The organism is Nonomuraea glycinis (genome assembly GCF_035920485.1).
Lineage (GTDB): Bacteria > Actinomycetota > Actinomycetes > Streptosporangiales > Streptosporangiaceae > Nonomuraea > Nonomuraea glycinis.
This window is the reverse complement of the sequence record NZ_CP109166.1, coordinates 978,517-1,000,655: the sequence shown is the minus strand read 5'-3', so window position 1 is coordinate 1,000,655 and position 22,139 is coordinate 978,517. Positions and strand designations below refer to the sequence as shown.

Annotated in this window: 21 protein-coding genes; 11 read left to right on the top strand and 10 right to left on the bottom strand. The window is 69.5% G+C overall.

What is annotated here, in order from left to right:
- Positions 1-3 precede the first annotated feature (3 nt).
- The gene (locus OHA68_RS04560) at positions 4-684 is read left to right on the top strand and encodes a DUF998 domain-containing protein (RefSeq protein WP_327106492.1); all 681 of its coding nucleotides are present in this window, start codon (positions 4-6) and stop codon (positions 682-684) included.
- Positions 685-711: 27 nt separating this feature from the next.
- Here the strand turns inward: OHA68_RS04560 and OHA68_RS04555 are convergent, their stop codons facing one another.
- Positions 712-1,203 carry a MarR family winged helix-turn-helix transcriptional regulator gene (locus OHA68_RS04555; RefSeq protein ID WP_327106491.1) on the bottom strand — a complete coding sequence of 164 codons (492 nt, stop codon included), beginning with the start codon at positions 1,201-1,203 and terminating at the stop codon, positions 712-714.
- 84 nt (positions 1,204-1,287) lie between these two features.
- Between OHA68_RS04555 and OHA68_RS04550 the strand changes: the two genes are divergently transcribed.
- Positions 1,288-2,142 (top strand): LLM class flavin-dependent oxidoreductase, encoded by an 855-nt coding sequence (locus OHA68_RS04550; protein WP_327106490.1) that lies wholly within the window; start codon positions 1,288-1,290, stop codon positions 2,140-2,142.
- A 55-nt stretch (positions 2,143-2,197) separates the two neighbouring features.
- Here the strand turns inward: OHA68_RS04550 and OHA68_RS04545 are convergent, their stop codons facing one another.
- Positions 2,198-2,863 carry a TetR/AcrR family transcriptional regulator gene (locus OHA68_RS04545; RefSeq protein ID WP_327106489.1) on the bottom strand — a complete coding sequence of 222 codons (666 nt, stop codon included), beginning with the start codon at positions 2,861-2,863 and terminating at the stop codon, positions 2,198-2,200.
- A gap of 97 nt (positions 2,864-2,960) precedes the next feature.
- Between OHA68_RS04545 and OHA68_RS04540 the strand changes: the two genes are divergently transcribed.
- Positions 2,961-3,863 (top strand): SDR family NAD(P)-dependent oxidoreductase, encoded by a 903-nt coding sequence (locus OHA68_RS04540; protein ID WP_327106488.1) that lies wholly within the window; start codon positions 2,961-2,963, stop codon positions 3,861-3,863.
- Positions 3,864-4,099: 236 nt separating this feature from the next.
- On the opposite strand, the gene OHA68_RS04535 is transcribed toward OHA68_RS04540, so the two are convergent.
- On the bottom strand, positions 4,100-4,582 hold the full coding sequence (locus OHA68_RS04535; protein WP_327106487.1) for a MarR family winged helix-turn-helix transcriptional regulator: 483 nt from the start codon (positions 4,580-4,582) through the stop codon (positions 4,100-4,102).
- Between OHA68_RS04535 and OHA68_RS04530 the strand changes: the two genes are divergently transcribed.
- Positions 4,581-5,057 carry a pyridoxamine 5'-phosphate oxidase family protein gene (locus OHA68_RS04530; RefSeq protein ID WP_327106486.1) on the top strand — a complete coding sequence of 159 codons (477 nt, stop codon included), beginning with the start codon at positions 4,581-4,583 and terminating at the stop codon, positions 5,055-5,057. The genes OHA68_RS04535 and OHA68_RS04530 overlap by 2 nt on opposite strands.
- Before the next feature lie 692 nt (positions 5,058-5,749).
- Positions 5,750-6,433: a hypothetical protein gene (locus tag OHA68_RS04525; RefSeq protein ID WP_327106485.1), complete on the top strand. Its 684-nt coding sequence runs from the start codon at positions 5,750-5,752 to the stop codon at positions 6,431-6,433.
- A gap of 72 nt (positions 6,434-6,505) precedes the next feature.
- Here the strand turns inward: OHA68_RS04525 and OHA68_RS04520 are convergent, their stop codons facing one another.
- The gene (locus OHA68_RS04520) at positions 6,506-9,628 is read right to left on the bottom strand and encodes an NACHT domain-containing protein (RefSeq protein WP_327106484.1); all 3,123 of its coding nucleotides are present in this window, start codon (positions 9,626-9,628) and stop codon (positions 6,506-6,508) included.
- A gap of 316 nt (positions 9,629-9,944) precedes the next feature.
- Between OHA68_RS04520 and ilvA the strand changes: the two genes are divergently transcribed.
- A complete protein-coding gene (gene ilvA, locus OHA68_RS04515; RefSeq protein WP_327106483.1) occupies positions 9,945-11,201 on the top strand; it encodes a threonine ammonia-lyase IlvA in 1,257 nt (418 codons plus the stop codon).
- Between the two features lie 49 nt (positions 11,202-11,250).
- On the opposite strand, the gene OHA68_RS04510 is transcribed toward ilvA, so the two are convergent.
- Positions 11,251-12,456, bottom strand: a complete 1,206-nt coding sequence (locus OHA68_RS04510; protein ID WP_327106482.1) for a cytochrome P450 — start codon at positions 12,454-12,456, stop codon at positions 11,251-11,253.
- Between the two features lie 146 nt (positions 12,457-12,602).
- Between OHA68_RS04510 and OHA68_RS04505 the strand changes: the two genes are divergently transcribed.
- From OHA68_RS04505 to OHA68_RS04490, 4 genes are all read left to right on the top strand, one after another.
- Positions 12,603-13,448, top strand: a complete 846-nt coding sequence (locus OHA68_RS04505; protein ID WP_327106481.1) for a fumarylacetoacetate hydrolase family protein — start codon at positions 12,603-12,605, stop codon at positions 13,446-13,448.
- Positions 13,445-14,749 carry an L-fuconate dehydratase gene (locus tag OHA68_RS04500; protein WP_327106480.1) on the top strand — a complete coding sequence of 435 codons (1,305 nt, stop codon included), beginning with the start codon at positions 13,445-13,447 and terminating at the stop codon, positions 14,747-14,749. Before OHA68_RS04505 ends, OHA68_RS04500 begins: the two co-directional genes overlap by 4 nt.
- Positions 14,746-15,480, top strand: coding sequence for an SDR family NAD(P)-dependent oxidoreductase (locus OHA68_RS04495; RefSeq protein WP_327106479.1), 735 nt, complete (start codon positions 14,746-14,748; stop codon positions 15,478-15,480). Before OHA68_RS04500 ends, OHA68_RS04495 begins: the two co-directional genes overlap by 4 nt.
- 64 nt (positions 15,481-15,544) lie before the next feature.
- Entirely contained in the window at positions 15,545-16,471 is a 927-nt protein-coding gene (locus OHA68_RS04490) for an aldo/keto reductase (protein ID WP_327106478.1), read from the top strand.
- Here the strand turns inward: OHA68_RS04490 and OHA68_RS04485 are convergent.
- From OHA68_RS04485 to OHA68_RS04475, 3 genes are all read right to left on the bottom strand, one after another.
- Complete coding sequence (locus tag OHA68_RS04485) at positions 16,459-16,896, bottom strand: GNAT family N-acetyltransferase (RefSeq protein WP_327106477.1); 438 nt, start codon at positions 16,894-16,896, stop codon at positions 16,459-16,461. The two genes, OHA68_RS04490 and OHA68_RS04485, sit on opposite strands and share 13 nt — an antisense overlap.
- Before the next feature lie 14 nt (positions 16,897-16,910).
- Positions 16,911-18,176, bottom strand: a complete 1,266-nt coding sequence (locus OHA68_RS04480) for an ATP-binding protein (protein ID WP_327106476.1) — start codon at positions 18,174-18,176, stop codon at positions 16,911-16,913.
- A gap of 128 nt (positions 18,177-18,304) precedes the next feature.
- Positions 18,305-19,252 (bottom strand): DNA polymerase ligase N-terminal domain-containing protein, encoded by a 948-nt coding sequence (locus tag OHA68_RS04475; protein ID WP_327106475.1) that lies wholly within the window; start codon positions 19,250-19,252, stop codon positions 18,305-18,307.
- A gap of 72 nt (positions 19,253-19,324) precedes the next feature.
- Between OHA68_RS04475 and OHA68_RS04470 the strand changes: the two genes are divergently transcribed.
- Positions 19,325-20,149, top strand: coding sequence for a hypothetical protein (locus OHA68_RS04470; protein ID WP_327106474.1), 825 nt, complete (start codon positions 19,325-19,327; stop codon positions 20,147-20,149).
- A 52-nt stretch (positions 20,150-20,201) separates the two neighbouring features.
- Here the strand turns inward: OHA68_RS04470 and OHA68_RS04465 are convergent, their stop codons facing one another.
- On the bottom strand, positions 20,202-20,876 hold the full coding sequence (locus OHA68_RS04465) for a FadR/GntR family transcriptional regulator (protein WP_189136458.1): 675 nt from the start codon (positions 20,874-20,876) through the stop codon (positions 20,202-20,204).
- Positions 20,877-20,901: 25 nt separating this feature from the next.
- Positions 20,902-22,041 (bottom strand): MBL fold metallo-hydrolase, encoded by a 1,140-nt coding sequence (locus OHA68_RS04460; protein WP_327106473.1) that lies wholly within the window; start codon positions 22,039-22,041, stop codon positions 20,902-20,904.
- Between the last annotated feature and the right edge of the window lie 98 nt (positions 22,042-22,139).

The window sequence follows — 22,139 nt, the reverse complement described above, 5'->3', positions numbered from 1 at the left end:
CCCATGCCCCCCGACACCCCCGCCCCTGTCGCCCGAGGCGTGGACCGGCCGGTCAACGCCCAGGCCCGTGCACTTCTCCTCTGTGGCGTGGTCGCCGGCCCGCTGTTCCTTCTGCTGATCGTCGGCCAGGCGATGAGCCGCGACGGATTCGACGCCCGCCGCCACCCCCTCAGCATGTTGAGCCTGGGTGAGTACGGCTGGATCCAGACCGCCAACTTCCTGGTCTGCGGGTTGTTGATCCTGGCTTCCGTCGTCGGCCTGCGTCGCACGCTGGAGCCCAAGACCCCGGGCCGCGCCTGGGGCACCTGGCTCCTGGGCGCCTACGGTGCCAGCCTGATCTGGGCGGGCGTCTTTCCCACCGACCCCGCCGACGGGTACCCGCTCGGAACCCCCGGCGGCCTGCCCGCCCAGGTCAGCTGGCACGGCCTGCTCCACAACCTCGCACCCCTCGGGATGGGGCTCGCGTTGAGCGTGGCCTGTCTGGTGTTCGCCCGCCGATTCGCCCGCGACGGTCAGCGCGGCTGGGTGCTCTACAGCGTTCTCGCCCCGGCCGCCTACCTTGTCCTGGGGTTCGCCGCGTTCCCCGCCCAGGACTACCGTCTGATGCTGGCCGGCGGTGGCATCATCTGGACCTGGGCCGCCGCGCTGTGCCTCAAACTGCTGACCGAACGTCCCAGGCCATAGCCCTCACCCGGCCGGCCGCGCGCGCCGTCACCGCTCAGAACGACGCGGCGGCGCAGATTCAACCGGCTCCGACAGATGAGTGAGTACGGTCTCCGCGACCGTGCCGAGCACCTCGATCTGCTCCCTGGTCAACAGGTCGATGAAATGGCGGCGCACGGACTCCACGTGGTCCGGCGCCGCCGCCTCGATGGCCCGCAGCCCGCCCTCGGTCAGCACGACCATGGCGCCCCGGGCGTCGGACGCGCACTCCTCGCGGGTGACCAGCCCGCGCTGCTCCATCCGTGAGATGTGCCGGGACAGCCGGCTCTTGGACCAGAGCATCCGGTCGGCGAGCGCGGTCAGCCGCCAGCGCCGCTCCTCGGTCGAGGTGAGCGCCGTCAGCACGTCGTAGTCGGGCGCGGACAGTCCTGAGTCGTGCAGCAGGTCGCGGTTGACCTGGGCGTCGAGCAGCAACCTCATCCGGCGGTAGCCGATCCACGCGCGGAACTCGGCGTCGTCCAGCCAGCGTGGCTCGTCCATGCTCCCCACCCTAGTCCGGTTTGGTTGACGTGTAACCAACTGCGGCCATAGGTTTACATGTAAACCGTCAAAGGGAGGGCTGCCATGACCACGCCGCTGTTCGGGCTCGGCATCTCGGCTTCGGCCGCTCAGGGGGCCGATCCGGTGGGTGACGCGCGGGCCGCAGAAGAGCTCGGGTACGACTTCGTCTCCACCTCCGACCACCCGTCGGGCACCGAGCCGACCTACGAGGTGTGGACGATGCTCACCTGGGTGGCCGCCGCCACCTCCCGGATCAAGATCGCGACCCGGGTGCTGGGAGTGCCGTACCGGCCGCCCGCGATGGTCGCCAAGATGGCCGAGAGCCTGCACCGGCTCTCCGGCGGCCGGCTCATCCTGGGGCTCGGCGGCGGCTACTCCGACGAGGAGTTCCGCGCGTTCGGGCTCGGGGTGCCGACGCCTCGGGAGAAGGTCGACGGGATGGTGGACGCCATCCACATCATGCGCGGGCTGTGGTCACAGGCGGAGCTGACCTATACGGGGAGCCGCTACCGCACCGAGCAGGCCGCCATGGAGCCAAAGCCGGACACCCCCATCCCGATCTGGCTCGGCACGTACGGCAACCGGGCGCTGGCGGCGACCGGGCAGTTGGCGGACGGCTGGATCCCGTCGCTGGGGTTCGCGCCGCCGGAGCAGGCCGCCGCCATGCGCGAGCGGGTCCTCGACGCCGCGCAGGGGCGGCCGGTGCGGTGCGTCTACAACGTGCCGTTCCAGATCGGCGCGGACTCCGACTCGGCGTCGGTGGTGGCGGGGTCGCCGCAGGCGGTGCTGGATCGGCTCGGGTCGCTGGCGGCCCTGGGGTTCACCTCGATGAACTTCATGCCCGCCGGCCCGGACCCTCGTGGGCAGGCCGAGCGGCTGGCCCTGGAGGTCCTTCCCGAGCTGCGGAAGCTGGTCTGACTTCGAGCACCCGTACCTGATCTGATCCTGCTGCGCCCGGCCCGCGAGAAGGGGCTCAGGCGCGCGGCAGCACGCCCAGAAGTGTCGAGGTGAAGGAGATCCGCAGCGCGTCACGCAACTCCAGGTTATGCACGCTGAGGGCGGGCTCGTCCGCGTAGGCGGCGAGGAGGCTGGGCGGCGGCGGGACGTACGCCGAAAGCGCGCCCGCCGAGACCAGGGTCATCAGGCAGAACAGCTGCGCGCTGTCACCGAGCTCGGGCACATGGCGGCGCATCAGCTCGGCCATGGCCGCGAGCCTGGCGAGGGAGGCCCGCTTGTGCCGCTTGACCACCTCGACCGAGACGTTGTGCTCAAGGACGCCGCCCTGCGCACCGAAGAGGTCGCACAGCACCACGCGGTCCGCCAGTGACCGGCTGAGGATCTCGGCCAGCCGGCCCGCCCGCACTTCCGGCGCCGCGTGCGCCTCGATGCCCGCGGCCAGCTCGTCCGCCAGCTCGGCGAGCCAGCTCTCCAGGAAGACGTCCAGCAGTTCGAGCAGCACCGCCTCGCGCGACTCGAAATACCGCAGGACGTTCGACTTGGCCAGGCCCACCCGCCGGCTGAGCTCGTTGAGGCTCACGTCGGCCACGGGCATCTCGTCGAGCATCGCCGCCGCCGTGTCCAGGATCGCCCGGCGGCGGATCTCCCGCTGCTCCTCGCTGCGCGCTCGCTGAAAGGTCACGTACTCAGCCTATCTTAAAGACCGCCGGTCTCTTGACAGAAGACCGGCGGTCTCTTATGTTGCTCCTAACAGACCGATGGTTCTTTAGGAGTGCGTCATGAGTGGTAACTGGACCGAGCAGCACATCCCCGACCAGCACGGCCGGGTGGCGATCGTGACCGGCGCCAACACCGGGCTGGGCTTCGAGACCGCCCGGATGCTCGCGGCACGCGGGGCGACAGTGGTCCTGGCCGTCCGCGACATCGAGAAGGGCAAGCAGGCGGCCGCCCGCATCACCGGCGACGTCACCGTCCAGGCTCTCGACCTGACCTCCCTGGACTCGATCCGGGCCGCGGCGGCCGACCTGCGCGCCGCCCACCCGCGCATCGACCTTCTGATCAACAACGCGGGCGTGATGTACACCCCGCGGCAGACCACCGCCGACGGCTTCGAGCTGCAGTTCGGCACCAACCACCTCGGCCACTTCGCCCTGACCGGCCTGCTGCTGGACCGGCTCCTGCCCGTCCCCGGCTCCCGCGTCGTGACGGTCAGCAGCACCGGTCACCGCATCCGGGCCGCCATCCACTTCGAGGACCTGCAGTGGGAGCGCTCGTACAGCCGCGTCGCCGCCTACGGCCAGGCCAAACTCGCCAACCTGATGTTCACGTACGAACTGCAGCGCCGGCTCGCATCACACGGCACCACGGTCGCGGTGGCCGCTCATCCCGGCGTGTCCAACACCGAGCTCGTCCGCAACGCGCCCGCCGCGCTTCGCGTGCCCATCACCTGGCTCGCGCCGCTGCTCACCCAGACGGCCGAGATGGGCGCCCTGCCCACCCTGCGCGCCGCCACCGATCCCGCGGTCGCCGGCGGGCAGTACTACGGCCCCGGCGGCCGGGGTGAGATCCGGGGCTACCCGAAGCTGGTCACTTCCAGCCCCGACTCCCACGACCAGGCCGTCCAGCAGCGCCTGTGGACCGCCTCCGAGGAGCTCACCGGCGTGACGTTTCCCGTGCGGTGAAGCGGCGACCCCAGAGCGGAAGGAAGGCTCGATCGGCGCGTCCAGGCGTCGCGGGGACGCGATAGGGGACACGTGACGTCGCCCCTTCCTCTCGCGCTCGCTTCTTCGGAGAGCGTGAAGGCCCGGTTCATAGTGACCAAGACAGGCCAGCCAGGAGAGTGTCCCGGCCGCCTCCACTCGCAGACGTTCACCTGGGCGACCAATCATCGTACGGGCGGTTCGGCGGTCGGTGGTGATCAGGCGGGTGGGCGGACTCTGCGGTTGCGGATGGTGTCGTCGCGATCGAAGCGGCTGAGGATCGCGGACAATAGAGCGCGGGCGTCGGCGACGCGGGCCGTGCCGTACTCCTCGGTCAGTTCAGTCTCCAGTGCGGTCCGGTGGGCGCGGGCGGCGCGCACCGCCGCCTCTCCGTGCGGGGTCAGGCGGAGCAGTCTGGTGCGCGCGTCGTCGGGGGACGGTTCGCGGGTGAGCAGGCCGCGGCGTTCCATGTCGGCGACGGCCTTCGACGCGCCCTGCTGGGTGACACCCATCCGCTCGGCCAGCGCGGTGATCGACAGAGGCGCCGCGAGCACGTGCTGGATGATCACGCCGTCGTTGAACCGCAGCTCGCCGACACCGTCCGCGGCCAGCCGCCGCTGTACCTCGTCCGCCATTGCCCAGCCCGCGAACAGGGTCGCCAAGGAGAGGTCCAGGGATTCTGGAGTAGGATTCACAACCATGGTTGTGAAAGCTATCAAACCGCCGGCGGTCATGGTCGAGGAGTTCGTACGCGTCGCCCATCGCATCGTGTGGTGCACGCTGGTCACGGTGGATCGCCGAGGCCGGCCGCGCTCACGGGTGGTGCATCCCTACTGGGAGGAGGTGGGCGGGGAGCTCGTCGGATGGGTGTTCACCCGGCCCACACCGCTCAAGGTCGCCCATCTGGCGCGTACGCCGTACGTGTCGTGCTCCTACTGGGACCCGGCCCAAGAAGTCGCGGTCGCCGAGTGTGAGGCGGCCTTCGCGGGCGATGAGGCGACTCGGCGGAAGGTGTGGCACTTGTTCTCTGGCGCGGATGAGCCGCTTGGATACGATCCGCGGATTCTGAGCGTGGCGGATCATCGCGACGAGAGCATCACGGTGCTGAGGATGACCCCGTGGCGGCTGAGCACGCTCAAAACCGCCTGGCAACGCCCTGACGATGGCTGCTGCTAACCAACAGCGCTCCAGCGAGGGTCGGAGAGCACGTCCCGTACTTGCGGTATGTCGGAGTAGGGCGCCAGTCGCGTACGGACCACCTGCACCCGCTTGGCGGTGCGGTCACTGGCCCAGGGCGTGCGGTTCGTGCGTGGTGACGCCAGGGCGGACCTGGAGGGGCTGCGAGCGCGCTATGGCCGGTGCTGGGAGATTTGGCGGGGCAATGGGTGGTTCGCGGTGCGGCGCTGTGGGGAGCCGTGTCGTGAGCCGCGGGTGCACGGCTGGGCGCACATCGTGCTGGCTTACAGCGTGCGGGACCTGGTGAAAGGTTTGGAGGCACGGCCAGGTGACAGGGCTGTGGTCTCCAGTTAGAACCAGCGTGGTGATGCGGCGTATCGGTCCGGCAGGTCCTTCCCCTTGCGTGACCGGCAGCCCATCCCACGCTGTGCAAGGGCGGAGCGGCTCTTCTTACCCCTGCTCTGTGGATAACTCGATGTTCTCCACAGAATCTCGTTCGGACGCTTGGACGGTGGCGGGGGGAGCGCATGCTGGGCGGCGTGAACACCCCTGTTCTGCCGCTGGTCGATCGTGCCCGCTGCGTTACCCGTTGCGTTCCTCAGGCTGTCGCGTGTCGTCGGACGGCGGCTCATGTCTGGGGGCTGGATCCTCTTGCCAGTGCCATCCCCGCCGGCGACCGGCCCGTCGAGATCATGGTCCCCACCGAGCTGAAGATTCCTGGCTGTCTCGTCCACGTGATGCCCGTGCCCAGCGGTGACGTCACCGAGCACGCCGGGGTACGCCTCACCACGCCGGATCGGACGGCCTTCGACTGCGCGCGCTGGCTGCCCCGGCTGGAGGCCGTGACGGTGGTTGACCAGTTTCTGCGTCGTGGCGTGGACCTTGACAGCCTGCTGCACCGATCGACGACCTCACGGCGTGCCCGTGACGTCCTGGCGCTCGCCGACCGCCGCGCGGCCTCGCCTCGGGAGAGTTGGCTGCGCGTCATCCTCATCGACGGCGGCCTCCCCAGACCCACCGCGCAGATCCGCGTCCCGCTGCCGGGCGACCGTAACGCCTACCTGGACCTGGGGTGGGAGCCGTACAAGGTGGCCGTTGAGTACGACGGCCGCGCCCACCACGCCGGGCCCGCCGACCAGCGCCGTGACGATCTCCGCAGGCAGGAGCTCAACCGGCTGGGCTGGCGCGTCATCGCGGTGGGCCGTGACATCATTCCGGCTCGGACGGCCGACTTCCTGGAGTACGTGGCCAACGCTCTGATGGAGCGCGGCTGGCAGCCGGGACCGGATGGCATGATCCGCATCCTGACCCACATCCGCGCCGCCCGCCGCCGCTCCCGGCCACGACGGCGTCACCTGCAGTCCTTCGATTTCTAGGACTTGCCCGTGTGCTTCTCAGGGCTCGATCTGTGCCGGCTGCGCGGCCGGTGCCGCGGCGGCGGGCGATCGTCAGGAGCGGACGAGGATGACCGCGTCGCGCCATCGGGCCGGATCCGTGGCACGTCGTTCCAACGCGGTGATCCCCGTGGCTGTCGCCCGGAAGTCTCTGGTGATGTCGCTCGTCCCGAGCACGCGTGCGGCAGCGGTGGCGACCGCCATCGCACCGAGTCGGACGCAGCGCACCGCGTCCGGGTCGAACCGGCCGGATCCGCCGAGCGAGTCGCAGGCGATCGTCCGCATGGCCTGTGCCACGTCGTAGGCCATGCCCAGATCGGCGTTCGCCTTGTCGGCGTCCACGACCTGGCCGAGATTCTCGACGGCTGCCTGGATCCTGGCGAGGAGTGCGTCCGGCGTCGACGGTGGTACGGCGGTCTTGGGGCGGAAGGGCCGGACCAGTTGTGACAGGGTCGCCTGCTTGCTGGGAGGTTGCAAGATCGATGCCTGGGTGGACCGGTCCTCATCGGCCGAGTCGGGCGTCGCGGCCGCGAGCCAGCAGCAGAGGAAGATCGACATGCTTCCGATCAGGCACCTGCGGCGATCGCCCGACAGGTCCACCTCTCCGGCGCGGGCCAGGTCACGATCACGGGTGAGGTGGCGCACCAGGCTCCGGACCTGGCCGATGTTGGACGCCAGCAGGTGGCCCTCGGCAGTGAGAAACCTGTCCACCCGGGCGCGTAGGTGATCGGTGCCGCGGAGGTCATCGCTTACGAGGTCGCGTTCGAGGGCCCGGCGTGGATGGGCGGCGAACTCACTGAGCTGGTACAGATCGCCGAAGGGAGCCGCGAAGGGGATCGTGTCGTTGCTGAGCGCGTTGTACAGATGCGTTCGGTAGAGCAGGCAGGCGATGAGGGTCGCGTCCCGGACCTTCGAGTTCCGCAGGTCCGTGTGCACCTGGTCGTCCACCTCTTCGGGGGTCGCCGCGAACGGATGCGCGACTTCGCCGGCCACCTGAAGGTCCGGCGGCGACGCGTCGGACGCCACCCAAACAGGGCGCGCATCCCCGGCGGTGACCAGCGCGAAGCCTGGCTCGCGCGTCAGCTCGACAGTGGGCAGCCGATAGGTGGGACCTCCGGGGGCCAGGGCGTTCACCCAGTCGACCAGGGCGGCGACGTCCGCAGGCCATAACGGCCCGGGCAAAGGGTCGGCGTCGCCGCGGTTCCGGGCGGTCGGCCCGGACCAGACGAGGGCTCCGGCGCGCGTGGCCAGACCGGTCCTGCCGTACATCTCCGGGGTGATCGGCCGGGCACACACCCACGTCTGCTCCTGGACCCTGACGGCCTCCCGTAGGTGGCGCGTGACGGTGACCGCGGCGAGCAGGCGGGTGCGCTCGTCGCTCGCGTTCGACCCTTCGTCCAGCAGCCGGTCCAGCGCCGCCTGAGCGTCCGGCGACACCGGGCGTCCTTCGTCCACGCAGTCGAAGGCGAGCGCGAGCGCCGGCACCGAGCCGGAGGCCAGGCAGGCCTGGACGATGCCGGTGGGGTCGGCCCGGGTCACGTAGAGCAGGGTCGTCTCCCGCCACCAGGGGTCGTCCACCGCGCCGGTCAGCATGCTCTCCAGCTCCGGATGGTCCTGTATGTAGGCAGCGGCGAGATACTCCTGGAAGGTCTGGTGTGCGAACGAATAGGTGCCGATCTCGCGTTCGAGCAGGAGGCCACTGGTCCCCATGTCCATGAGCAACTCGTTCGCCGACGTGCCGGTGGCCGGCTCACCGGCCGGTGCGCCTGCCCTCAGGTCCGGTCCCGGCTCGGGGACCGAGGCGACCGAGGTGGTCGAGGTGCCCGCGGGGCCGTCCGGCGGCCGCGGTGCGAGGAACGCGTCGATCAGGTCCAGCGCCTGAGACCGGGGGAGGTCTCGCGTCCCTTCCCGCATCATCGTGAAGGCCAGCTCGCGCAGGATGCGCTCCTTACGCTCCCCGTCGAGCGAGCCGTCGCCGGGCTCCGCCGACCGCTTGTAGTCGTGCCGCCAGAGCACGACCCGGCATATCTCCGCGTACAGCTCCGCCCGGGTGCCGGGCAACTCGCCGCGGATGCGGTGCACGTTGACGATCATGGTGAGGAGAAGCGGGTTGGCTGCGAGCTCATAAAGGTGGGCATTACGCCGCAGTTGGCTCAGCAGCGCCTCGGGACGCCCACGCGGTCGCGCCGCATGATCGGTCAGCCGGTCGGCCGCGCGGTACCAGGCCCGTACGAACTCCACGGTCTGTTCGGGCGTGAAGCGTTGCACCTGGAGCACGGCCGCGCTGTTCAGCGGATACTGACGGTAGCCGTAGGGCCGGCTGGTGATGATGAAGTCGTTGCGGTGATACTCGGCGATCTGCTGGTCCACCCAGTCGATGACGCGCTGCCGGTGCTCCTCACGGGGCACTTCGTCCAGGCCGTCCAGCATGATGACGAACCGCCCTCGTCGCAGTTGTCTGTCGAACCAGCCAGGCGGCTCCTGCTCACGCAGGTGTCCGAGCCGGGTGACGATGACCTCGGGCAGTCCGATGTCGGGCCGTTCGACGATGGCTGCCGCATGGTCACGCAGGTAGAGCAGGACAGGCAGGGGGCGTCGAGATGATCTGTGGGAGCACATCCGCAGGGTCGTGTGCCGCAGCAACGTCGTCTTCCCGGTGCCGGGGGCGCCGATGAGGGCCAGCACGGCCGGTTTCTCGCGCTGGATGAAGGTGCGCAGGGAGCGGCGCTGGTTCGACACCTGCGGGAGGTCGGTCACCAGGCCACCCGCGTCCTCGCGAGGCGGTCGTGACTCCAGACTGACATCGACGTAGATGTGCTCGAGCTCGGGCGCGTCACCACGGATGATGAAGCCCTTCTGGTCGACGAATCTGACGGTTTCCCGTACCTGCCGCCGGTAGTCGCGCTGGAAGCGGGCGGAGGTACGGCGGAGCGTCTCGTCCGCCCAGTCCGCGGTGACTTTCACCCAGCGGTCCTGCAGATCGCCGAAGACCTTGCCGGCGAACCCGCCGACGAGAAGGAGAACCTCGTAGCCGGCGACGATCAGTACGGCGCCGATGACATGGCCACGGACCCATGCCCAGAGTGAGACCGCCGCCACTGACGGCGGCACGACGGCCAGGCCCAGCAGCAGGAGACGCCCGACCAGGGAGGTCACTCCGGTAGCAGGCGTCGTCACGGAGGCCTCCCCGGGCAGCGAGCGGGTCGTACCGGAAAGTATGGGGAACGCCTGTCCGGCCAACCAGTCCCAAAGGGAAACTCGGCCCGTTGCCCACTCGAAGACGATGGCCACGTCGCCGGGCTTGACCGCTTTCGGCTAACGGGCCAAGTTCTGTCGGAATCCAGCCATCGGAGGGGCTGAAGTTGGCTCGTCTGCCCAGATCAGCTATTAGGTAGAAGGTGATACCGCAACCTGTGCTCGTCTCTGACCCGCCGCCTGACGCTCGCTACCGCTGTCCCAGGGCCATCGCGCCGATCGAGCCGCGGACAGGGCGATGACGACGAGCGGCGCTCCGGTCGCCGCCGATGCCGTGGATGAGGCCGCAGGCCGCTTGGCCGGTGTGGTGCGGACGACGCCACTCGAACGCAACACACGTCTCTCCGATGCGACGAGCGCCGAAGTGTGGCTCAAACGCGAGGATCTGCAGACCGTACGCTCCTACAAAGTACGTGGCGCGTTCAACCTGATCGCGCAGCTCGACGATGTCGCGCGAGCGGCTGGGGTGGTCGCCGCCAGTGCGGGCAATCATGCCCAGGGTGTGGCCTACGCCTGCTCGGCACTCGGCGTACACGGGCGGGTGTACCTTCCGCGCACGACGCCGCGCCAGAAGCGCGACCGGATCGCGGCGCTGGGCGGGAGCATGATCGAAACCGTCCTGGGCGGTGATACCTACGACGAGGCGGCGGCCGCCGCGGCCGCCGATGCCCGTGCCACCGGCGCGACGATCGTGCCGGCGTTCGACGATGCGCGGACCATCGCCGGCCAGGGGACCGTCATCCGCGAGGCGGTGGAGCAACTTGGTGTCGGCCCGGACGTGGTGGTGCTGCCTGTGGGCGGAGGAGGGCTGCTGGCCGGCTCCCTCGCGTGGCTGAAGGAGCGGCACCCACGGACGCGCGTCATCGGCGTTGAGCCGGAGGGAGCGGCCGGCGTCGCCGCGGCACTCGCGGCCGGCGAGCCCGTCACCCTGAGCGAGATCGACACCTTCGTCGACGGTGCCGCCGTGCGCAGAGCCGGAGACGTCACCTTCCCGATCATCGCCGCCTCCGATGTCGAGCTCGTCGCGGTGCCGGAAGGTCGAGTGTGCAGCGAGATGCTGGCCCTTTACCAGACTGACGGCATCATCGCCGAGCCTGCCGGCGCGCTCGCCGGCTCCGCTCTCGGAATGGTGGAAATACCGGACTCCGCCACAGTGGTCTGCGTGCTTTCCGGCGGGAACAATGACGTCAGCCGCTATGCCGAGGTCGTTGAGCGTGCCTTGATCCACGAGGAGCGCAAGCATTATTTCCTGATCGAGTTTCCCCAGGAGCCGGGCGCGCTACGCCGATTCCTCGACGAGGTGCTCGGCCCGAACGAGGACATCACCCTGTTCGAGTACGTCAAGCACAATAACCGCGAGACCGGCCCCGCCCTGGTCGGTATCGAGCTGGCCAGTCCCGACGATCTGCCGAGCCTGCTGAAGCGCATGGAGGCCGCCCCGCTCCGGATCGAACGCATCGACGCCTCCAGCCCGCTCTTCCGCTTCCTGCTCTGAACGGCGTCGGTGCTGGAGCCGTCGGCGGCTCCGGGATCCGAGGCGCGTCCTAGTTCAGTTTGACCGGGAGCTCCTTGATGCCGTTGATGAAGTGGGAGCGCAGGCGGCGGGCGTCGCCGGTCTGGCGGAGGTTGGGGTAGCGGCGGGCGAGCTGTTCGAACAGGACGCGGAGTTCGAGCTTGGCCAGGTGGTTGCCGAGGCAGAAGTGGGCGCCGCCGCCGCCGAAGCCGATGTGCGGGTTGGGGGAGCGGCCGATGTCGAAGACCTCGGCGTCGGGGAAGACGCTGGTGTCGCGGTTGGCGGAGGAGTAGAAGACGACGACCTTGTCGTTCTCCTTGATCTGCTGCCCACCGAGGACCTGGTCGGCGGTGGAGGTGCGGCGGAAGAGGTTGACGGGGGAGACCCAGCGGACGATCTCGTCGGCTGCCGTGGCGGCGAGTCCGGGGTCGGCCGCCAGGCGGGCCCACTGGTCGGGGTGCTCGAAGAGGGCGAGCATGCCGCCCGAGGCCGCGTTGCGGGTGGTCTCGTTGCCGGCCACGACGAGGAGCAGGACGAAAAGGTCGAACTCGGTCTCGTCGAGGCTCTGGCCCGCTTCGTCGGATTGGAGGAGCTTGCTGACGATGTCGTTGCGGGGGTTCGCCTTGCGCTGGACGGCGAGTTCGTTGGCGTAGGCGTACACCTCCATGGCGGCGTTGCTGCCCTCCTCCGGGGAGTCCGCGTAGTCCGGGTCCTGGGCGCCGATCATGCGGTTCGACCAGGCGAAGATCTTGTCGCGGTCGGTCACGGGGGCGCCGAGGAGCTCGCAGATCACGTACAGCGGCAGGGGGGCTGCCACCTCGGTGACGAAGTCGGCCTCGCTGCCGCACTTGTCCAGGAGGTCGTCGGTGATGTCGCGGATGTGCTGTTCGAGGGCGCCGATCGTGCGCGGGGTGAAGCCCCGGTTGACCAGCGAGCGGCGCCGGGTGTGCTCCGGCGGATCCTGGTTGAGCATCATCATCCGCTGCATCGCGATCTGCTCGTCGGGCATCTCGTTGAACAGCGCCAGCCTCCTGGCGGAGGAGAACAGCTCGGAGTGCCGGGAGACGTGCACGACGTCCTCGTAACGGGTGACCGCCCAGAAGTCCGGCTCACCCGGGTGCCGGTGGACGGGGTCGTTGGCGCGGAGCCAGGCGAGTTGCTGGTGCGGCGGCCCAGCGGCGGCGTAGTTGTCCTGGTCGACGAGGTCGATGTGCACCCGGTTCACCCTCTTGATCAAGCGCTTGGTTTTGGGGTACTGCAACGTGTTCTATTACGGCACTGTACGACCGTCAAGGAGGGATGGCGACCTCTTGACATGCCCGCCGTCTCACCACCAGCATCTGCAGGTAGAGACATCCGATGTCTGACGAAGGATGCGTTGCTGTGAAGCTGCTGCGAGTAGGAGCCGTCGGCCAGGAGCGACCGGCGGTGATGGACGACGCCGGTGACCTGCGCGACATCGGAGAGCCCGAGATCGACGGGGCGTTCCTCGCCTCCGGCGGGGTGGCGCGGGTGCGTGAGGCGCTCGACCGCGGCGCGCTGCCCGTCATCGACGCCGAGGGGCTGCGGATCGGCGCGCCGATCGCGCGGCCGGGCAAGATCGTGTGCATCGGGCTCAACTACAGCGACCACGCCGCCGAGTCCGGCGCCGACGTGCCGGCCGAGCCCGTGGTGTTCATGAAGGCGAGCAACACCCTGGTCGGGCCGTACGACGAGGTGCTCGTGCCGCGCGACAGCGTGAAGACCGACTGGGAGGTGGAGCTCGCGGTCGTCATCGGCAGGCGGGCCCGCTACCTGGAGTCCAGACAAGAGGCGCTCGACGTCGTGGCCGGGTACGCGGTGGCCAACGACGTGTCCGAGCGGGAGTTCCAGCTTGAGCGCGGCGGCCAGTGGGACAAGGGCAAGTCGTGCGAGACGTTCAACCCGATGGGCCCCTGGCTGGTGACCGCCGACGAGGTGGGCGACCCGCAGGCGCTGCCGATGCGCCTGTGGGTCAACGGTGAGCTGCGCCAGAACGGCGACACCAAGAACATGATCTTCGATGTGGCCGAGGTGGTGCGCTATCTGAGCCGGTTCATGGTGCTGGAGCCGGGCGACGTGATCAACACCGGCACGCCCGCCGGAGTGGCCATGGGCATGCCCGGTCAGCCCTATCTGCGGGCCGGGGACGTGGTGGAGCTGGAGATCGGCGGGCTCGGGAGACAGCGGCAGACCATGGGCCAGGCATGACGACGCCCGGCGCGGGGGCGTACCGGATCGTGGGGATGCGGACGCATGACGTGCGCTTTCCCACCTCGCGGGAGCTCGACGGGTCCGACGCGATGAACCCCGATCCCGACTACTCCGCGGCCTACGTGGTGCTGACGACGGACGACGGGTTCGACGGGCACGGGTTCGCGTTCACCATCGGGCGCGGCAACGACGTGCAGACGGCGGCGATCGGCGCGCTGGAGCCGTACGTGATCGGGCGGGACGTCGAGGATCTGGGCGGGCTCTACAAGGAGCTGGTGCACGACTCGCAGCTGCGGTGGCTCGGGCCGGAGAAGGGCGTCATGCACATGGCGATCTCCGCCGTGGTCAACGCCCTGTGGGACCTGAAGGCCAGGCGGGCGGGCAAGCCGCTGTGGCGGCTGCTGGCGGAGATGTCGCCGGAGGAGATCGTCGGCCTGGTCGACTTCCGGTATCTGAGCGACGCGCTGACCCCGGACCAAGCACTCCAGATCCTGAAAAATGCGGAAAGCGGCAAGGAAGAGCGGATAAATCGGCTCATGGTCGATGGGTATCCCGCCTATGCCACCTCCCCCGGCTGGCTCGGGTACGACGACGACAAGCTGCGCCGCCTCTGCCAGGAGGCGCTGGATCAGGGCTTCGGCCAGATCAAGCTCAAGGTCGGCGCCGACCTGGCCGACGACATCCGCCGCCTCACCGTGGCCCGCGAGGTGTGCGGCCCCGACTTCCCGCTCTCGATCGACGCCAACCAGCGCTGGGACGTCGGCTCGGCCATCGCCTGGGTGAGCGCGCTCGCCGAGTTCCGCCCGCACTGGGTCGAGGAGCCCACCAGCCCCGACGACGTGCTCGGCCACGCCGCCATCGCCGAGGGCATCAGGCCCATCCCGGTGGCCACCGGCGAGCACGTCCAGAACCGGATCGTGTTCAAGCAGCTCCTGCAGGCCGGCGCGCTGTCGTACCTGCAACTCGACGCCGCCCGCGTCGGCGGCGTCAACGAGAACATCGCGATCCTGCTGCTCGCCGCCAAGTTCGGCGTCCCGGTCTGCCCGCACGCGGGCGGGGTCGGGCTGTGCGAGCTGGTGCAGCACCTGGCGATGTTCGACTACGTGGCCGTCAGCGGCTCGATGGACGACCGCGTGATCGAGTACGTGGACCACCTGCACGAGCACTTCACCGACCCGGTGGTGATCGAGCACGGCCGCTATCGGGCGCCCACGGCCCCCGGGTTCAGCGCCGAGATGCACGCCGAGTCGGTCACCGCCCACACCTACCCCGGCGGAGAGGTCTGGACCCGGGCATGAGCCTCAAAGCCATCGTGACCGGCGGCGGCTCGGGCATCGGCCTGGCCACCGCCACCCTGCTCGCCGGGCGAGGGACGCGGGTCGCCTGCCTCGACCTGCACCCGCCCGGTGAGCCGTTCATCGGCATCACGGTGGACGTGACGGACGACGCGCGGGTACGGCAGGCCGTCGCGGAGGCGGCCGAGCGGCTCGGCGGCCTCGACATCCTGATCAACAACGCCGGCATCGGCGCGCAGGGCACCGTCGAGGACAACGACGACGACGAGTGGCGCCGGGTGTTCGACGTCAACGTGCTCGGCATGGTCCGGGTGAGCCGGGCGGCGCTGCCGTACCTCAGGAGGTCCGAGCACGCGGCGATCGTCAACACCTGCTCGGTCGCCGCCACGGCCGGCCTGCCCGGCCGCGCCCTGTACAGCGCGACCAAGGGCGCGGTGCAGTCGCTCACGCTCGCGATGGCAGCGGATCATGTACGCGACGGCATCCGGGTCAACTGTGTCAACCCGGGCACCGCGGACACCCCGTGGGTCGCCCGGCTCCTCGACGCGGCCGACGACCCCGACGCCGAACGGGCGGCACTGAGCGCCCGCCAGCCCATGGGCCGCCTGGTGAGCGCCGACGAGGTGGCGGCGGCGATCGCCTATCTGGCGAGCCCGGAAGCCGGCGCCACCACCGGGACCGCGCTGGCCGTGGACGGCGGCATGCAGGGCCTCCGCCTCCGGCCCCCAGGATGAGCCCACCGACGCGCCTCACCGCGGGGCGCCGCAGCGGCGGCTCTGTACGACTCCGGGAGCTGATGTGATCCAACTGCCCCGTCACGGGCTCGGCACCGCGCCGATCGGCGGCCTCTTCCAGGAGGTGACCGACGAGCAGGCGAAGGCCACCATCGACGCGGCCTGGGCCGGCGGCGTCCGGCTGTTCGACACCGCGCCGCACTACGGGCTCGGCCTGTCGGAGCGCCGCCTCGGCGCGGCCCTCGCCGGTCGCTCCGGCTACGTGCTGTCCACCAAGGTCGGCCGCCTGCTCGTGCCCTCCTCGCGGGGCGGCCGCGACGACGAGGGCTTCGACGTGCCCGCCACGTACGAGCGCGTCTGGGACTTCTCGCGCGACGGCGTACGCCGCTCCCTGGAGGAGTCACTGGGGCGGCTCGGCCTGCCCCAGGTGGACCTCGTCCTCATCCACGACCCGGACGCGCACGTCGACCAGGCGATCGCCGAGGCATACCCGGCGCTGGCCGAGCTGCGCGCGCAGGGCGTGGTCAAGGCGATCGGGGTCGGCATGAACCAGTGGCAGGCGCCGCTGCGCTTCGTCCAGGAGACCGATCTCGACGTGGTCATGCTGGCCGGCCGCTACACCCTGCTCGACCAGTCGGGCCTGCCCCTGCTGGACGCCTGCGCCGAGCGGGGCGTACGGGTGCTGGCGGCGGGCGTCTTCAACAGCGGCCTGCTGGCCACCCCGGAGCCCTCCGGCACCTTCGACTACGCCCCCGCGCCCTCGCCGATCATCGAACGCGCCCGCCGCCTCGCCGCGATCTGCGAGCGGCACGGCGTCCGGCTGCCGCAGGCGGCGATGGCCTTCCCACTCCGCCACCCGGCGGTCGTCGCCGTCGTCCTGGGCGCCCGCACCCCCGAAGAGGTCCGTACGAACGCCGACCTGCGACAGCGCCCGGTCCCGGACGCCCTGTGGCACGACTTACGGGCCGAAGGTCTCCTTCACAAGGCGTAGTGCACGATCCACAGGCCGGGCACCGGCTCGGCCTCGCCCTGCGGCGTGAACCCGAGCCCCTCGTAGAGCGCCCGCGCCGGCACGTTGTCACGCCCTGTGGACACCACGATCCTGCGTGCCCCCGCCCTGGCCATGACCTCCTTGACCAGCATCCGCCCGATCCCCCGCCGATGCGCGCCGGGGTGCACGATCAGCCGGTCCAGGTCCAGCTCATCGGAGATCTGCGCCCAGGCCACCGCGCCGACCAGCCGCCCCTCGTCCTCGAAGGCGCCCAGCCAGGCGAGCGGCAGGGCCAGCAGGTCGTCCAGCGTCTCGTGCAGGGGCGGGATCCGGTCGTCCCCGATGATCTCCGCTTCCACGGCGTACGCCGCTTGCTGCATCTCGAGCAGACCGGCCTGGTCGGGGGATATGTCAGTAATCCGCACCGCCCGAGTATCCCCTACCCGACCTCCCACAGCGCGCTCACCGGCATGGCCCGCATCTTGTCGCCGAAGGAGTATGTCTGGTCCCCGGTGTAGAGGACCAGCCCGGCGATGAAGTCGTCCCCCAGCCGGTCGGCCAGATGCTTCAGACCCTTGAAATCCTCAGATCGTACATTCGACGCAGCCTTCACCTCGATGCCGACAACACGCCTCTGTCGGTTCTCCAGCACCGCGTCGACCTCGATCCCGTCCTTGGTCCTGTAGTGGTACAGCTCCACCGGCTCATCGGTCCAAGTGAGCTGACGGGCCAGTTCCATGAGCACGAATCCCTCGAGGAGCGGGCCGAAGACCGTGTTGGGCCGGATCAGGCCGCGCGCGTCTATGCCGAGGAGATTCGCCGCCATGCCCGAGTCGACGAATGCCACTTTGGGCGTTGCGATGGCGCGGTTGCTGAGATTTCTCGACCAGGCTGGAATCCGCTTGATCAGGAACACCTCTTCCAGAAGGGCAAGGTAGCGGTGGACCGTGCTCGCTGATATGCCCAGTTCACGGCTCAGGGCGGCACCGACCAGAAGCTGTCCGGATCGGGCGGCGAGGAGTTGGATCAGGGCACGGAGCTCGCTTGTTCGCTCGATCTCGGAGAGTTGGCGCACCTCGCGCGCTATCAGGTCGCCGAGGTAGGAGTCGAAGAAGCGTCTCTTGCTTCGCGGACTCTCCCGGGGAATCGCCTCAGGGAAGCCGCCTCGGACAAGTCGCTCAGCGTAGTCGTTCCGCGAGACCTGGGAACTGTGCCGCAGCGCGGCGCCTCTCCCTTCGGTGAAGACGGCGTCGACGAAGCCGTCCGGTGCGCCCTCGATCTCTCCTTGCGAGAGGGGCCACAACTCAATGGTCTCCATCCGTCCGGGCAACGTGTCGGGCAGATCACGTAGGGCGAACAGCCGCGATGACCCTGTCAGAAGATAGCGACCCGGTCGTGGATCGTTGTCGACCTGCGATTTGATGGCGAGCAACAGATCGGGCACCCGCTGTATCTCGTCGATCACCATGAGGTGGGGGAAGTTCACGAAGCTGTCCGGGTCAGCCTCAGCCGCGCGCCTGGGAATCGCGGCATCGAGATCTCGCCACTCTGTTGCCCCTCGTCCTTTGGCCACCATTCTCACCAAGGTGCTCTTCCCGACCTGCCGGGCGCCATTGACCAGGACGACTCGCGTGTCGCCGAGCGCTTCGTTCACCATCTGCTCTGCGTGTCGTGGTAGTGCTGCACCCATCGGCGTATTGGTCACTTGACAATCATGACACGTCGCTGACGCATTGGTCGCTCATCAGCTGACGCATTGGTCGCCAGAATGCTGACGCATTGGTCGCCGCTCGCGTGGTGGTTTGGACGCCGGTCTGGTGGTGGATCGGTCGCTCAGAATGGGAGGAAGAGCCAGGCTGTCGACTCGCCTGGTTCGTACGGGGAGTCCAGGCGTTTGGCGATGATGCCGGGCAGGCCCTGCTCCTTGGCCGCCTGGCGGACCGGTTGGGCCTGGCCGGGCCAGGAGGGGGCCGTCTGCCAGTGGGCGGTCGACAGGTTCAGTGCTTCCAGGGCGGCGCGGCGTACGGTGTAGGGCCGGTTCACCAGGGAGTGGCCGTCGTCGTACAGCAGGTCGTAGAAGACCAGCACCTCCGCGCCCGAGAGGGTGGTGAGTTCGCCGTCCAGCAGGGCGGTCCTGCTGCCGAACGACTCCGCCAGCGGGCGCAGCCAGGGGTGCTCGCGGGCGGCGGTGGTGCGGCCGCCCTCGATGGGGACCAGCAGGCGGCGTCCGCCCCAGGCGAACTCGTAGGCGTAGGCCGTCTGGTCGCGGGGCGGGCGGGCGCGTTCGGTGGGGAGCATGGGGGACAGGTCCGGCAGCGGGTCGTGGGCCGGGGGATCCATACGGTGGATCATCCAGTTCTTGCCGTCGGTCTGGAACAGCGCGAAACGGCCGCCGGCCCGGGAGCCGTGCAGGACGATCTTGACCTCCCGGTCGGACCATTTCTCCAGGTCGTAGGTGCCTTGATCCCAGATGGTCATGGTGCCGCCGCCGTACTCGCCCTGGGGGATCTCGCCGTGGAAGGTGAGGTACTCCATGGGGTGGTCCTCGGTGCGCACGGCCAGGTGGTTGGCGCCGGGGTCGTCGGGGAGGCCCTTGGGGACGGCCCAGGAGGCCAGCACGCCGTCGTGCTCCAGGCGCAGGTCCCAGTGCAGGGAGCGAGCGTGGTGCTCCTGGATGACGAAGGCGTCGCCGCCCTGCGGCTCCGGGGGCGCCTGGGGGACGGGCTCGGAGGTACGGCTGGCGTCCCTTTTGCTCCGATATTTCGAGAGTTTGTCAGCCATATCGGCGTACTACCCCGTAACCCCGTGCGAAAATGATCTCTCCCCCAGCCCCGTATGAGGATGCAGACTCCCATGAGACGTTGGATGGTCCTGGCGACCGCCGCACTGTTCGTGTGGGCGCCGAACGCCGCGGCCGCGCAGAGCAGCGCCGCTCCGGACCCGGTGCAGGCGCTCAAGAAGCAGTTCCGCGCCGAGCGTGGCGTCGACTTCACCGAGATCTCCCGGCAGGGCGCCAGCACGGAGCGACTGCGGCGCCATGCGCAGGTGCAGTTCGGGTCCGGCGGACCCGTGGCGGCGTACGTCATCGGACGCGGTGTTGTCGACGACAGCCGGTACAAGGACCTCGAGTCCGAGGCGGGGCTCATCGTGGCCGGCCACACGCTCTATCTGAGCGATTCCACGCTGGTCAAGGACAAGAACTGGGTGGGGCTGAAGTACGGCGCCAAGCTCAAGGCCGAGCCCGCCTACTTCACCACCGCCCAGACGATCAACGTGTTCGACCCGGCGGTTCTGAAGGTCACGCTGAAGGGCGCGAAGGCCAAGCCCGTCTCCGGCGGGTACTTCTACCAGGGTGACGTGACCTACGCCGAGCTGAGCAAGGTGAACAAGAGTTACTACGTCCTCGACCCGGAGGGCGTGACCCGCAAGGCCAACGCCAAGACCAAGATCGAATGGCGGCTCTGGACCGACGGCGACGGCCTGATCCAGCGCCTGTCGACCAAGACGCTCTCGACCAAGGGCAAGGTGCTCGAACGGGTCGACACCCGCTACTCCGACTGGGGGCGCTGGCAGATCATCGCGCCGCCGGCCGCCGACGAGGTCATCGACTACGCCGACGCCAAGAAGCTGCCGCGCGACCAGCCCGACCCGAACGCCATCGACCTCGGCACGCCCTAGGGGGCGGCTCGCCCAGCCACGCCACGCCCTAGGGCCACAGCCACGCCACGCCCTAGGGCAGCACCTTGCGCAGCCACGACTCCACGCCCGCGATGTGCACCGTGGCCCAGGACCGGGCCACGTCGGACTGACGGGTGGCGATGGCCTCGTAGATCGCGGCGTGCTGCTCCCGGGTCTTGTCCATCGCGCCCGCCTGCGTCAGGCCGCGCCAGATGCGGGCCCGGGTGGTCGGGCCGGACAGGCTCTCGATGAACGAGCAGAGCACGCTGTTGCCCGACCCCACCGCGATCCGCCGGTGGAACTCCAGGTCGTTGGCTACGAGCTGCTCGATCGTGGGGTTGGGGGGCAGCGCCTCCAGGATCGCGCGCAGCTCCTCGATCTCCGGCTCGGTCATCTGCTCGGCGGCCATCGCGGTCGCGGCGGGCTCAAGGATGCGGCGCACCTCGAAGAACTGCAGAACGGTGTCGTCGCGGTGCAGGTCCAGCACGAACGACATGGTGTCGAGCAGCAGCCGCGGCTCCAGGCTGGTGACGTACGTGCCGTCGCCCTGGCGTACGTCGAGCACATTGATCAGGGCGAGGGCGCGTACGGCCTCGCGCAGTGAGTTGCGTGACAGGCCGAGCCGCTCGGCGAGGTCGGACTCCTTCGGCAGCCTGTCGCCGGGGGCCAGCTCGCCGGAGAGGATCATCTGCTTGATCTTGTCGATGGCCGCGTCGGTGACCGCCACGCTCTTCTCCCTAGACATCGGACGTCTAGGATTCTATGGCCTGGAAGCGCACCGGGCCGGTGTCTGACAGGCGGCGGACCGCGCCGCGAGCCTCCAGCGCGCGCAGATGGGCCGCGGCCTCGCCGGCCGCCATGCCGCGCAGCGCGGGCGGCAGATCTGCCCAAGGCCTGTTCCAGGTCATCATGGCGGCGGTCTCCCAAATGGTCGGCGGATCGGCGCGCTCGGACAGTTGGGCGTGCAGCCGTTCGAGCTTCTCCTCGTGATGGTGGCGGATCTCTGCCGTCCGTGCTGCTACATCGGGAAATATCCACTCATGGGCGGGGAGGGCGTCGAGCATGCCGAGCTCACCCACCCGGCCGAGCGACTCCAGGAAATCACCCAAGGGATTGACGTCGGTCCGGTCATAGGGATAGATGCCGACATGTGGGGTGATGTCGGGGAGCACATGGTCACCGGTGAACAGCCGGTCGGCGTCCTCCAGGTGCAGGCAGATGTGTCCGGGGGTGTGTCCGGGGGTGTGCACCGTCCGCAGCTTCCTGCCCGGCAGATCGATCAGATCCCCGTCCCGCAGCCGCCGATCGGGAATCGCCGGCACCTGCCGCCCTCGCGACCCCGCCCCTTCGGCCTTCGCCGCACGCGAGCCGCCACTGGGGCCTTCAGCTTGCGCCGCATGCGGGCTTGCCCCATCGGCTTTCGCCGCACGCGGGCTGTCGCTCGGACCCGCGTTCACCGCCGCGATCTCGTCGGCGCCGGCGCCGGCCAGTTTCAGCATCTCCGCCTGGAAGTCGCTGTGGGCGTCGTCGGACATGCCGTGCATGTACTCGACCAGCGCCGCGTCCGCCTCGTGCATGGCGATCCAGGCGCCCGACTCCTGCCGCACCTGCCCGGCCAGCCCGGCGTGGTCGGGGTGGAAGTGGGTGACGACCACGCCCCTGACCGATGCCACGTCGATCCCGAGGGTGGCCAGCCCGCCGCTGAGCGCCGCCCAGGCGTCCGGGTGATTCCACCCGGCATCCACCAGTACGGGCCCCGCAGGCGATTCCAGGGCGTACACCAGTGTGTAGCCCAGCGGGCTGCCGGGAATCGGCACCGGCACGCTGCACACCCCACCGCCGAGGTCCTGCGGGCGCTGCTCCGTGTACGGCCTGCGCCGTGATCTGCTCATCCAGGGTCCCCCGTCGTGCGTCTTCCGTAGATTGTGGGGGAGAGACACCCGGATCGGATACGAAATATCCGACCTGTCCTTCCCGCAAGCCTGCCGCC